The 12379-nt window shown below is 67.7% G+C and carries 11 protein-coding genes; 7 read left to right on the top strand and 4 right to left on the bottom strand.

Annotation, left to right across the window (positions count from 1 at the left end; genetic code table 11):
* The first annotated feature begins 4 nt into the window (after positions 1-4).
* Complete coding sequence (locus ACWDSI_RS03805) at positions 5-616, top strand: response regulator (protein ID WP_449747801.1); 612 nt, start codon at positions 5-7, stop codon at positions 614-616.
* 27 nt (positions 617-643) lie between these two features.
* Here the strand turns inward: ACWDSI_RS03805 and ACWDSI_RS03800 are convergent, their stop codons facing one another.
* Positions 644-4072 (bottom strand): glycosyl hydrolase family 65 protein, encoded by a 3429-nt coding sequence (locus tag ACWDSI_RS03800; protein ID WP_449755726.1) that lies wholly within the window; start codon positions 4070-4072, stop codon positions 644-646.
* A gap of 146 nt (positions 4073-4218) precedes the next feature.
* Here ACWDSI_RS03800 and ACWDSI_RS03795 point away from each other — a divergent pair, with 146 nt between their 5' ends.
* Positions 4219-5112: a GmrSD restriction endonuclease domain-containing protein gene (locus tag ACWDSI_RS03795; protein WP_449747803.1), complete on the top strand. Its 894-nt coding sequence runs from the start codon at positions 4219-4221 to the stop codon at positions 5110-5112.
* A gap of 28 nt (positions 5113-5140) precedes the next feature.
* On the opposite strand, the gene ACWDSI_RS03790 is transcribed toward ACWDSI_RS03795, so the two are convergent.
* Complete coding sequence (locus ACWDSI_RS03790; protein ID WP_449747804.1) at positions 5141-6037, bottom strand: EamA family transporter; 897 nt, start codon at positions 6035-6037, stop codon at positions 5141-5143.
* Between the two features lie 83 nt (positions 6038-6120).
* Between ACWDSI_RS03790 and ACWDSI_RS03785 the strand changes: the two genes are divergently transcribed.
* Together ACWDSI_RS03785 and ACWDSI_RS03780 are read left to right on the top strand one after the other, a co-directional pair.
* Positions 6121-7029: a LysR family transcriptional regulator gene (locus ACWDSI_RS03785; RefSeq protein ID WP_449755725.1), complete on the top strand. Its 909-nt coding sequence runs from the start codon at positions 6121-6123 to the stop codon at positions 7027-7029.
* A 100-nt stretch (positions 7030-7129) separates the two neighbouring features.
* Positions 7130-7807, top strand: a complete 678-nt coding sequence (locus ACWDSI_RS03780; protein WP_449747806.1) for a response regulator transcription factor — start codon at positions 7130-7132, stop codon at positions 7805-7807.
* Here the strand turns inward: ACWDSI_RS03780 and ACWDSI_RS03775 are convergent.
* Entirely contained in the window at positions 7780-9207 is a 1428-nt protein-coding gene (locus ACWDSI_RS03775) for an ATP-binding protein (RefSeq protein WP_449755724.1), read from the bottom strand. The genes ACWDSI_RS03780 and ACWDSI_RS03775 overlap by 28 nt on opposite strands.
* 118 nt (positions 9208-9325) lie before the next feature.
* Here ACWDSI_RS03775 and ACWDSI_RS03770 point away from each other — a divergent pair, with 118 nt between their 5' ends.
* Both ACWDSI_RS03770 and ACWDSI_RS03765 read left to right on the top strand, forming a co-directional pair.
* Entirely contained in the window at positions 9326-10078 is a 753-nt protein-coding gene (locus ACWDSI_RS03770) for an ABC transporter permease (protein ID WP_449747808.1), read from the top strand.
* Between the two features lie 537 nt (positions 10079-10615).
* Complete coding sequence (locus tag ACWDSI_RS03765; protein ID WP_449747809.1) at positions 10616-11197, top strand: TetR/AcrR family transcriptional regulator; 582 nt, start codon at positions 10616-10618, stop codon at positions 11195-11197.
* 10 nt (positions 11198-11207) lie between these two features.
* Here ACWDSI_RS03765 and ACWDSI_RS03760 read toward each other — a convergent pair whose 3' ends face one another.
* Complete coding sequence (locus ACWDSI_RS03760; RefSeq protein ID WP_449747810.1) at positions 11208-11798, bottom strand: TetR/AcrR family transcriptional regulator; 591 nt, start codon at positions 11796-11798, stop codon at positions 11208-11210.
* A 161-nt stretch (positions 11799-11959) separates the two neighbouring features.
* Between ACWDSI_RS03760 and ACWDSI_RS03755 the strand changes: the two genes are divergently transcribed.
* A complete protein-coding gene (locus ACWDSI_RS03755) occupies positions 11960-12364 on the top strand; it encodes an SCP2 sterol-binding domain-containing protein (RefSeq protein ID WP_449755723.1) in 405 nt (134 codons plus the stop codon).
* Positions 12365-12379 lie beyond the last annotated feature (15 nt).

Genomic DNA, 12379 nt, shown 5'->3' with positions numbered 1-12379 from the left:
TGGGGTGAACGAGATCCGGTTGCTGCTCGCCGATGATCAGGCATTGGTGCGCGGGGCGTTGGCGGCACTGCTCGATCTCGAACCCGACATCAGGGTGGTCGCCCAGGTGGGTCGTGGGGACGATGTGGTGGATGCGGTGCGCGCCAACAACGTCGACGTGTGTCTGCTCGACATCGAGATGCCCGGGATGACGGGTATCGAAGCTGCCGCTGCGGTGCGGGCTCAGACACCCGGGGTGCGTTCGCTGATCGTCACGACGTTCGGCAGGCCCGGTTACCTGCGCCGGGCGGTCGACGCCGGCGCATCGGGCTTCGTCGTCAAGGACACACCCGCCTCGCAACTTGCCGACGCCGTCCGTCGTGTGCACGCCGGGTTGCGGGTGATCGACCCGACGCTGGCCGCCGAGAGCCTGACCGCGGGTGACAGCCCCCTCACCGAACGCGAAACCGAGGTGTTGCGTGCAGCTTTGGGTGGTGCGACGGTGGCCGCGATCGCGCAGCAGGTTCATCTGTCGCCCGGGACCGTGCGCAACTATCTGTCGTCGGCGATGGGCAAGACGGGAACCGGAACGCGAGCGCAGGCCGCGCAGGCGGCACGCGAACGCGGATGGTTGTGAGGGCGGGACCCGGACACTTCCGAGCGGTCACCCCAGGCGCACCACGCCCCCCGGGCGCAACTGCGCCACCTCGCCACGACACTCCACCTCGATGGGCGGTTGCGATCCCGGGGCAGCGGTCACCCGGACTTCGCGACCGCTGACCCGAAGCCGCAGCCGGTGCCCGCGATAGGAGATCGCGACCTCAAGTGCACCGAGGGAGTCCGGCCAGTACGGCCGCAGGATCAGGCGATTGCCGCGGGTCTCGAGGCCGGTGAAACAGCGCTGCAGCAGATCGACGCTGCCCGCCATCGCCGCCAGGTGAATGCCCTCCTGGGTGGTGCCGCCCTGAATGTCCTCGACATCCGAACGCAGCACGTCGTCGAAGAACTCCATGGACTCGGGGCGGCTCAGTCGTGCGAGCACGCCGGAGTGCACCAGCCTGCTCAGCGTCGAGCCATGCGAGGTCCGCGCCATGTAATAGTCGACGGTGCGGCCGATGGTGTCGTCGTCGAGTTCATATCCCATCCGCCCGAACAGATCTCGAAGTTCGCTGTCGGACAGGACATAGAAGAGCATGAGGACGTCCGCCTGCTTGGACGCCCGATAGGCGTTGACGTCGTCACCCTCGGCCTCCAGGATGCGGTCGAGGCGGGCGACGCTGCCGTACTTCGCGCGGTAGCCGTCCCAATCGAGTTCTGCCAGCGCCTCATAGCCCTCGAACTGGCTGATGACGTCGTCGTGGAACGGCACGTACATGCGCCTGGTGATGTCCTGCCACCGGGCCGTTTCCTGGACATGCAGGCTCAGCCGCTGGGTGAGTTCGGCGCGCACCTGCAACGGGAGCACGGTGAGCACCTCCTCGGCGCGGCGCATCACCCAGACCGCCATGACGTTGGTGTAGGCGTTGTTGTCCACGCCGTCGTAGGGATGATCCGGGTAGCCGCCGTGGAACTCATCGGGGCCGATCACCCCGCGGATCACATACCGGCCTCGGGCCTCCTCGAAAGTGGCGAGACTGGCGTAGTAGCGCGCGATCTCGATGAGCATCTCGGCGCCGTAGTCGACGAGGAACTCGAGGTCGCCGGTCACCTGGTAGTACTGCCACACGTTGTAGGCCACAGCGATTCCGATGTGGATCTGCCTCGCACTGGGATCGGGATTCCACCGGCCCGAGTCCGGGTTGAGGTGCAGCTGTTGACTTTCCTCACGGCCGTCGCTGCCCGACTGCCACGGGAACATGGCCCCCTTGTGTCCGGCTGCGGTCGCCGATGCCTGCGCTTGCGCCATCCGCAGAAAGCGATACCGCAGCAGCGACCGGGTCAGCGTGGGCAGGCGGAGATTCAGCACCGGGAACACAAACAGTTCGTCCCAGAAGATGTGTCCGCGGTAGGCCTCCCCGTTCAAGCCGCGCGCCGGCACCCCGACGTCGAGCTCACTTGTGTTGGGCGACAACGTCTGCAACACGTGCATCAGATGGAACCGGACGATGCGCAGCACGTCGGCACGGCCCTCGAAGGCGATGTCGAACCGATCCCACAGGGTGCCCCACCGCAGAACGTGCCCGTCGAGGAGTTCGTCGAACCGAGGAAGCCGGCCCAGCCATCGCTCGGCTTCGTCGAGGGGTTCGGAGATCGCGGGGTCGCGCCCGGTGAACACCGTGACCAGCTTCTCCAGGGTGACCGGTTCGTCGCTGACGGCATCCACGGAGATGTCGTGTCCGATGCGGTCCCCGTCACCGTCGGTCTCGTGTACCGGACTGTATCGGCCGATGGAGGTGTCATGGTTGTGCCACACAGTGTTTCGTGCCGCCATCGCCACGGTCACCCGCGACTGGTTGGTCTGCACCGACAGCGCCGCGGAGTCCTCGGACAGTTCGGTGGCGGCGACCGGTTGGAGGTGGGTGCCCGCCAGGTCGCGGTAGCGAGGGACCAGCGAGTTGGTCACGGCGCCGTCGAGCAGCGACCGGAACTCCACCCGGCCCGACCATCCGCGCGGCACCAGAGTGACCTCGAGCGCGCACACGTGCGGGAGATGCATTGCGACGAAACGTCGTTCGGAGACATCGGTGATCCGGCCGGAGGCGTCGCGGAAGGAGAACCGTCGGGTGAGGATGGCGCGGCGCACGTCGAGGACCTGGCGGTAGTCGATCAGGTCGGCGCGGTCGATGTCGAACCAGTCGCCGCCGTCGACGCGGAACGTCAGCGACAGCCAGTTCGGCAGATTCACCATGCTCTCGTTGTCGATGGTACGGCCGTCGATCCGGTCCTCGAGCCGGTTGAAGATGCCGACCGCGTAGGTACCCGGATAGTGCACGTCGCCGGCCCGCGCGTCGGGCGAGGCGCCGCGGGTACAGAACACCCCGTTCCCGGTGCTGCACAACGCCTCTCGTAACAGCTGCGTGTCCGGATCGTAGCTGTCGTACACCATCGCCCAGGGGCTGTCGGGCGTAGCGACGGCTTCGGGTGCCGACCCCAGGAGGTCGGCCAGCCGTTGGAGTAGTTCGCGGACGTCGTCGGGATCGGCGACGGAGAACTCTGCGGCCGACCGGCGTTCACCGTCGGGTTGTCGCACGACGATGCCGATCGAGTCGCGGGGCAGTGCGTCGAAGGCGAACTCGTCGGCGAGGGCGTCGCCGACGTAGATCGGCAGGGTGGTAGTGCCGTCGCCGAGGAGTTCGAGCAGCCGATCGAGTGCGCGACCTCGATTCCAGCCGGCGTCGGCGTCCGCGTCGGCGGATGGTTGTTGTGCTCCGTCAGGTCCGTGGAGTTGCCGGCCGTCCCGGCCCGCGTACCAGATGCCGTCGACGTTGACCCGCGCCCGCAGGTCGTCGACGTCTCGGCTGCTGATCACCACCACCGGGCACGAGGCGGCCACCCGCTCGATCTGTTCGGCCGCGCCCTCGACGAGTCCTTCCGCGGCTGCGTCGGTGGCGTTGCTGGCCGAGGGCGCGATGGTGCCGCCGTAATCCAAAACCACCACCGGCGTGCGGTCACGGACCCTTGCGGTCAGCTGGTAGCGGGAGGTGAGCGCCTCCGGAATCTGCGACACCCGAGCGAAGCCCGAGCGGACGTCGATCCGGGCGGGGCTGTCGACCACCACGTCCACGTCGCGATGCTGCGAGGTGGTGGCGCCGATCGCGATCACCAGATCGAACCCCGCACGGGCGCCCACGCCTACCCCTCGCTCGGTGGTATCGATCACCACGGTGCGCGCCGGCGGCACACCGAGGCGGTGCGCGGTGTCGAGGAGCGGATCGACGATGTCTGCTGCGGGTTCGTTCGGTTCGACCACGACGACGTCGACGGCGATACCCGCGCCGCGCAGGCGCCGGGACAGTTCGGCGACCGACGGATCGGACGACAGCGGGTCACCCCCCGATTCATCGCCGACGAGGCGGTCGAGTTCGAAGATCACCGCGTCGTGGCGGCGGACGTCGATCTCCGCGACCGTCGCTGTTGCGAGCCGAGTGTCCATGTCGCCGTCTCCGTTGATCGATCGCCCTGGATAGCCCGACCCTATCGACATCTCGGCGACCGCATAGCGGCCTCGGCGAGATTGCGGATCGCGAATCGTCCGGTCACCCGACAGCCGCGGCGTGGGTCGTCGGAGGATAATCAACCGTGCCCGAACCGCGTCACCGAAAGAAGCATGCCGTGCGTATCCAGGGCCTGTTGTGGGCCTTCTCCGCGGTGGCGAGCGCCGCGCTCGTCGCCACGATCTCCACCGAACCGGCACAGGCGGCACCTCCGCCCGCCTCGTCGGTACTCGCCGATCTGAATTCCCTGCCGGTGAAGGGCCGCGCCCCGATGACCGGCTACAGCCGCGCCCAGTTCGGCCAGGCATGGTCGGACGACGTGGCGGTTGCCCAGGGACACAACGGATGCGACACCCGCAACGACATCCTCCGGCGTGATCTCACCGCGATCACACTGAAACCGGGCACCGACGGCTGCGTCGTCGCCTCGGGCACGCTCACCGATCCGTACACCGCAACGGTCATCCCGTTCGTACGGGGCCCGCAGTCGAGAGACGTCGAGATCGATCACGTCGTGGCCCTGGGCGACGCCTGGCAGAAGGGCGCTCAGCAGTGGTCGCCGGACACACGGCGCGATTTCGCCAACGACCCGCGAAACCTGCTGGCCGTCTCGGGACCGGCGAACCAGCAGAAGGGCGACGGCGACGCCGCCACCTGGCTGCCGCCGAACAAGTCCTTCCGGTGCACCTACGTGTCGACGCAGGTCGAGGTGAAGAAGACCTACGGCCTGTGGGTGACAGCGGCCGAGAAGCAGGCCATGCAACGCGTGCTGTCGTCGTGCGCCCATCCTGACCCCACGCCGCCGACGACGACCACGCCCCCGGCCACCGCACCCCCGGCCACACCTCAGTCGCCGGGCGGGACCTACTACGCCAACTGCAGTCAGGCCCGCGCTGCCGGTGCCGCACCGATCTACGCCGGACAGCCGGGATACCGGCCCGGTCTCGACCGCGACGGCGACGGCGTCGCCTGCGAGTAGCCCGGCACGTTGTGCGCACGGCCGCGGGTCATTCGCGGCACGGAGTCGCCACCATGTCACCGCCGAGAGGGATCTCGGGTTCGGTGATGCGGGCGCCGCTGCGGGCCGCCCCGATGCCCGCGGCCACCACCAGAGCGATACCCGCCACCGAGGCGGGACCCGGAATCTGGTGCAGGATGAGCAGTCCGATCAGGACCGCGAAGGCTGGTTCGAGTGCCATCAGCGTGCCGAACGCGGACGTGGTGAGGCGGCGAAGCGCCTGTAACTCCAGGGCGAACGGGATCACCGGCAGCAGGATCGCGAGCCCGAGGCCGATGAGCCACAGGTCGGGGGTCATCCTGCCGATGGTTGAGGGACCGGCGATCAGGGTGGCGACGATGCCCGCGACCGGCATGGACACGGCCAGTCCCTGAAGGCCGGTGACCTCGTCGCCGATCCGTTGGGTCAGCAGGATGTAGGTGGCCCAGCACACCGCGGCCGCCAGGGCGAACAGCACGCCGACCAGGTTGACCGCCCCGGACCACGGGTGGGTGAGGAGCACCACGCCGACCGCGGCGAGCGCGGGCCACAGGATGCGTCGACCACCGCGGGCCGTGGCCACCGCGACGCCGAGCGGGCCGAGGAATTCGAGTGCGCTGGCGGTGCCGAGCGGGATGCGCGCCACCGCGGCCATGAAGAGCATCACCGTGCCGGCCGTCACGACGCCGAGCGCCGTAGCGGTGGCGAAGGTGCGTCGGGTGAAGGCCGAAGGTCGGGGCCGCACGAACACGAGCAGCAGCACCCCGGCCCACATCAGTCTCAGCCAGCCCGCACCCTCGGCCCCCACGCGGTCGATCAGCGTCACCGAGACCGCGAGCCCGAGCTGGACACACAGCATCGAGGCGACGGCCATGGCCGTGCCGGTGCGCGCCGAGTTCGTTCCCATGAAGCCATTGAAGGCCCGCAGGACCGTTCGTGTCCACGTGTGATTACTGGACATACCGTTCGGTAATCGTGAACACTCCACGCATGGATCTGCGTCGTCTCGAACTGCTGCTGGCGTTGTCGCGGCTGGGCTCGATGCGCGCCGTCGCCGACAGCTTCGGGTTGACCACGTCGACGGTGTCGCAGCAGATCGCGTCCCTGGCTCGCGAGACCCGCACACAATTGATCGAACCGGACGGCCGTCGGGTGCGGCTGACCCCGGCGGGCCGGCGACTGGCCGATCACGCGGTGACGATCCTGGCCGACGTGGACGCTGCCTTGCGCGATCTCGATCCCGACGCCGAGCCGATCGGCACGCTGCGGGTGGGCGGGTTCGCCACCGCCATCCGCGCGTCGCTGCTGCCGGTGCTCGCCGACCTCGCGACGACACATCCGGGCCTGCACGCCATCGTCGGCGAGTACGAGCCCATCGAGGCTCTCGAGCTGCTCGTCGACGATGAACTCGATCTCGCGCTGACCTACGACTACCAGTTGGCACCGGCGGTGGCCGACCCCGTGCTGCACAGCACCGCACTGTGGACCACACCGTGGGGATTGGCGGTACCCGCAGACGCCGTCGATGTGGCGGACCTGTCCGCGTACGCGGAGCAATCCTGGATCGTCAACTCCCGCAACAGCGCCGACGAGACGGTGGTGCGCGCATTGGCGTCGCTGAACGGATTCACGCCGCGGATCGCGCATCAGATCGACAGCCTCGAACTCGTGGAGGACCTCATCCTCGCCGGGTACGGCGTGGCATTGCTACCGGTGAACCGGGCGGCCCGAGCCGGTGTGAAGGTGCTGCCGCTCGCGCAGCCGGGCGTGCAGATGACCGCGTACGCGGTGACCCGACGAGGGCGCGACTCGTGGGCGCCGCTGCGACTGGTGTTGAGCCGCTTGACCGCTGCGGACGATCGTGTTCGGATCTTGGACCAGTGGCCGCGATCGGGGTGACGCTCCCGATCGCGGCGAGTGGCACTCAGCTTTCGCTCGGTGGAGGGGACGAATACCTTCCTGGGTGGGCATCTCCGACGAGACGGGAAGTGGTAGGGCTGTGCGAATTCTCGTGGTCGACGACGATCGCAATGTCGCCGAGACGGTCCGCCGGATGATGGCAGCCGAGGGCTGGGTGGTCGACGTGGTCCACGACGGCGTGGCGGGCCTGGAGAAGGCGACCACGGAGCACTTCGACGTCATCGTTCTCGACATCATGATGCCGGGTCTCAACGGCTACGAGGTGCTGCGCAAGCTGCGTGACGCCGGTGTGTGGACACCGGTGCTGATGTTGACCGCCAAGGACGGCGAATACGACCAGGCCGACGCATTCGATTTCGGTGCCGACGACTACCTGACCAAGCCGTTCTCGTTCGTGGTGTTCATCGCGCGACTGCGTGCACTGGCCCGGCGAGGTGGTCCCGAACGGCCGGCCATCCTCGTCGCCGGAAGCCTGACCCTCGACCCGGCCGCTCATGTGGTTCGTCGTGGTGATGACGAGTTGCCGCTCACGCCACGAGAATTCGGCGTTCTGGAGTTTCTCATGCGACACAAGGGCGAGGTGGTGACCAAAGCCGAGATCCTGCGGTCGGTGTGGGATGTCAACTACCGCGGCGACGAGAACGTGGTGGAGGTCTACGTCAGCTACCTGCGCCGGCACATCGATACACCGTTCGGCTGCAAGGCGATTCAGACCGTGCGGGGAGTGGGTTACCGCCTCGCGGCCGATGGTGGCTGAGCGGCGGAATCGCCGGTGGGCAGCCGGAACCCGACGGCGGCACCGCCCTGGGGTGAGTCCGCGATCAGCACCTCGCCACCGTGGGCACGCACGATCTCGGTGACGATCGACAGTCCCAGGCCCGAACCGCCGGACTCTCGCCGTCGCGACGCATCGAGGCGCACGAAGCGTTGCGCGACGCGGGACTTGTCCGGATCGGCGATGCCGGCCCCGTTGTCACACACCATGACGGTGACCGACTCGTGGTGCGAGTCCTGGGCCATGATGATGCTGATGTGGTCGCGGGTGTGCCGGACGGCGTTGTCGGCGATGTTGCGCAGCGCGCGCGACAGTTTCTCGGCGTCGCCGCGTACCCGGACCGCCACGATGGTGGCGTCGATGCGGTGGTCGGTGAGGGCATCGAGCCGGGCGACCTCGTCGCTGACGATCTCGTCGAGATCCACCTCGTCGACGCTCAGCGGCACACCACTCTCGTCCGCCCGCGCCAGCAAGAGGAGGTCGGCGACCATGCGTTGCAGTCGCAGCGCGTCGGGCAGCATCACCGACTCGACGGTGGCCGGATCGATCGACTGGCGTTTGGCGTGCGACAGGTCCAGGAGTCCCACCAGGGTGGTGAGGGGGCTGTTGAGTTCGTGCGAGGCGTCGTTGACGAATTGGAGTTGCTGTAGCCGCGACAACTCGATGCGGTCGAGCATCTCGTTCATCGTGACGGCCAGTGCGGCCACCTCGTCGTCGGTGCCGGGCACCGGTACCCGCTGGGTGAGGTCGCCGCCGTTGATGTCGTCGACCCGGGTGCGGATGTCGTCGACCGGGCGCAGTGCCCGACCCACGAAGTGGTGGGTGAGGACGGCCATGCCGATCACGATGAACGGGAACACGATGCAGCACAGGACCGCCAGGGTGATCACGGTGGTGTTGATGGGCGCTTCCTCGGCCCCCACCTGGATGGTCAGGGTGCCCTGCGGCGTGGCGAGACCGTAGGCGGTGGCCTGGAACTCCTTGTCGGTGTCGGTGGCGTGCGCGCCGTGGATGGTGAGTCGTTGACCGGCCGCCACCGGCGGTGACATCGGCTGCGAGTAGGCAGGATCGTTGACCAGCAACAGCTTTCCGTCGGCGTCGGTGATCTGCACCGCGGCGACGTTCTGTCCCGGCGCCAGCAACTGCCGGTCGACGTCGGTGAGGCTCTCGGCGGTGATGCTCTGGGCGATGAGCTCGGCGCGCGCGAAGGTGGCCGCGTCGGCGGTGCGTAGCAGCACGTGGTGCAGCACCCCGATCATGACGATGGCGGCAACCGCGAGCGCTGCGCTCACCAGACCGGTCGCGACAAGCGTGAGCCGCATCCGAACAGGCCGCACGATGCGCAATAACCGCAGGTAGAGAGCATCGAGACGGGCACGCACCCTTCGACACTAGCTCCGCACCGTTTCTGGCCGCGGCCGTCCTCAGCATCTCCTAAGCTCGCATCGACGATGATGATGGCGTGCGCAGGTTCGTCGGTCCGCGTGTGGATGAGCCGTGATGTCGGTCGATCGAACGCTGATCCACATCGGGCCGGCATTGGCCATTGCCGTGGCGGTTCTCGCGGTGATCGCGGTGATCGCCAATCGGTGGAACGGGGAGGGTCTGGCCCGGGCCACGGTGCTGGCGGTGCTGCGGGCCACGGTGCAACTCGCCCTGCTCGCCGCAGTACTGGCCGTGGTGATCCAGACCTTGTGGGCGTCGGCGATTTTCGTCCTGGTGATGGCGGTGGCCGCGGCGGCGACCTCCGCGGGTCGGGTCCGATCGGGTCGGCCCACGGTGAGCACGACGGTGCGGTGTCTTGTCCCGGTCGCGGCGAGCACACTGCTCATCGTCGTGGTGCTGGTGCTCGTCGACGTCCTGCCCGCCACCGGTCTCGCCATCATTCCCACCGCCGGAATCATGTTGGGCGGCGCGATGAACACCACCTCGATTGCGGGCCGGCGCGCCCACGACGAACTACGCACTCGTCGTGGCGAGGTGGAGGCCGCGCTCTCCCTCGGCCTACTGCCGCGCGAAGCCCGGCTCGAGATCTGCCGCCCGTCGGCGATCACCTCGTTGATTCCCGGCCTGGATCAGACCCGTTCGGTGGGGTTGGTCACCATCCCCGGTGCGTTCGTCGGCATGGTCCTCGGCGGCGCCTCCACCACGGCCGCGGCGATCATGCAGCTGTTCGTGCTGGTGTCACTGCTGGTGGTCAGTGCCGTCGCGGCGCTGGCCACCATCGAGTTCGTCGCCGGCGAAGCGCTCTGATCCGGCGGTGGCTCACCCTCACGGCTCGGGTGATGGTGATGCGACGAGAACCACCGCGCGTAAGCCGAGTGAGGCACGCGAGGCTCACCGCGATCCCGCCCGCGCTCGCCAACACGATCCGGGCACGCCGTGATGTCGTCGCGGACAGCAACACCATCGCGACCGCCCACGCCGTGGTGCCGGTGACATGTCCCGAGGGATACGACGACGATGTCTCGAGAACGTCGATGCCCAGCGGCCCACCGCTCACCAGAATCCAGGCACCGGTGAAGGCGACAGCGATGAGCAGCACGATGCCGCACACGACTCGGAAACGGTGGTGGCGCATGCTGTCACGATCGCGCTTGGTCGCTGTGGGGACGCTGAACGATGCTGAGTGTTCCCAAGGGGACGGGCCCTCGTTGTTAGACTGACGATCGCCCGCGGCGACGGGTCCCGACCAGGCAGCGGGCGTTCGACTCTCCGCGTCCACCGGGCAGGGTGATCGAAACGAGGGTGAGGGCGAGGGCGATGACATCAGCGCCGACGTGGCGAACGGTGCCCGCTCCGGAGCTCGACACGATCCTGACCGCGGCGCTGGAGTCGTTCAGCGAACACGGCTACCACGGCACGTCGGTGCGCGACATCGCCCGGCTGGCGGGCCTGTCGGTGCCCTCCCTGTATTACCGGTACGACAGCAAAGAGGGCGTGCTCTACGCCCTGCTCACCTACGGGCTCGGCAGGGTGATCGAACGCGTGGAGGCCGCGGCGGCGTCCTCGGATGATCCGACCGAACAACTTGCCCACGTCGTGGAGGCGATCGTTCTCACCATGACGCGCAACGCCGCGGTGTCGTCACTCGATGTCTCCGAAGCCCGCTATCTCGGTCCGCAACGACACCAGGAGTACGCCGTGATGCGCGCCGACGTGGAGCATACGGTCACCGCGATCCTCAAGGCCGGTATCGAGTCAGCCGGTTTCCGGATCGATGACGTGCCCGAGACCATGCGGGCCATTCTCGGTATGACGCAAGCGATTCCGCGGTGGTATCAGTCCGATGGTTCCGACCGGCCCGAGGAGATAGCCGCGCGCTATGCCCAACTCGCGCTGCGGATGGTGGGCTCGCCGGCAGCCGGCTGAGCCGCAGATGTCAGGCGGAGACCTCGACGTCGTCGGAATGTGATGCCGCGCGCCGCTCGGCGAGGCGGTGGGCGTCGATCGGTATCCGGCGCAGCGCCGTTTCCAGCGACGCGAGGTCGCCGAGGTCCCCTGCCTGCTGGAACCCCACCACGAGAAAGAGTGCCTCCCTGGCCAGTTGCCTCGCTGCCGCTACGTCGCCGACCACCCCGGTGAACGCCTTCGTGACGGTCTCCAGGCGTTGCGCATCGACCTCGCGCTGCAGGGCCTTCACCTCGGCGTCGACTCCCGCCCAGGTGCGGATCGCGGCCTCGGAGGCGTGTGGCAGGTCGAGGCCCACCTCCAGTAGCCAGTCGACCTGACGCTCCGCGTCGCTCACCCGTTCTGCCTGTCGGGCAATCCTCTCGGTCTGCTCCTGGCCCCAGTTGGCGAGCAGTTCCCGCGTGAACGACTGCCAGTTGTCGAAGGAATGGTAGAAGGAGCCGGTCGTGACGCCGACGACTTCGCACAGCCGGTTCATCTTCAGCGCCCCGTACCCCTCGTCGGCGAGGATTCCCATCGCGGCAGCGAAAAACCGCAGCTGCACTGGCGTCCACGAGTTCATCGCTCACCTCCAGCCGTCGTCGGAACGTGGTCTCCACCTTAAGCGGTGATCGGCGAAGTGTTCCCGGGGCAGACGGTTGCATTTATCCATAACATAACTTATGTTACTGTTTGTGACTCACGCCACGTGGGCCGCGTCACACTCAGCAGTTGGAGGCAATCATGGGGTTCCGAGACTCCACAGAGGTCACGAAGTACATCGGCGGAATCTTCGAGAACGCGTTTGAGGATCCGGAGCTCGCCGCCAAGCTCCACGCAGCCGGGATCATCATCAAGTTCGACTTCGCCGACCCCGACGTCGTCCTCGCGATCGACATGGGCAACGGAGTGGTGCAAGAGGGCATCGGATCGCTGGTTCCCGATGCCGAACTCGCGATGACCGCCGACACCGGAAACGCCTACTGGCAGGGCAAGGTGAACCTTCCGCTGGCCATGGCCAAGGGCCGCATCAAAGTCGGCGGCAATGTCGCGGCGATGCTCAAGGTCGCACCACTGTCCAAGCAGCTCTTCTCCACCTACGTCGATCGCTTGAAGGCCGACGGCCGAACCGACCTGCTCGTCGGCTGAGGCGCAGTCCACGAC

The sequence above is a fragment of the Gordonia sp. NPDC003429 genome, from assembly GCF_053588575.1.
Note: the sequence above shows the minus strand (reverse complement) of the source record. Positions and strands in the feature narration are given on the sequence as shown.

Excerpts from the sequence above, each read along its gene's own strand:
- ACWDSI_RS03800 (WP_449755726.1), bottom strand. The coding sequence starts at position 4,072 with ATGGACACTCGGCTCGCAACAGCGACGGTCGCGGAGATCGACGTCCGC.
- ACWDSI_RS03790 (WP_449747804.1), bottom strand. The coding sequence starts at position 6,037 with ATGGGAACGAACTCGGCGCGCACCGGCACGGCCATGGCCGTCGCCTCG.
- ACWDSI_RS03785 (WP_449755725.1), top strand. The coding sequence starts at position 6,121 with ATGGATCTGCGTCGTCTCGAACTGCTGCTGGCGTTGTCGCGGCTGGGC.
- ACWDSI_RS03770 (WP_449747808.1), top strand. The coding sequence starts at position 9,326 with ATGTCGGTCGATCGAACGCTGATCCACATCGGGCCGGCATTGGCCATT.
- ACWDSI_RS03760 (WP_449747810.1), bottom strand. The coding sequence starts at position 11,798 with ATGAACTCGTGGACGCCAGTGCAGCTGCGGTTTTTCGCTGCCGCGATG.
- ACWDSI_RS03755 (WP_449755723.1), top strand. The coding sequence starts at position 11,960 with ATGGGGTTCCGAGACTCCACAGAGGTCACGAAGTACATCGGCGGAATC.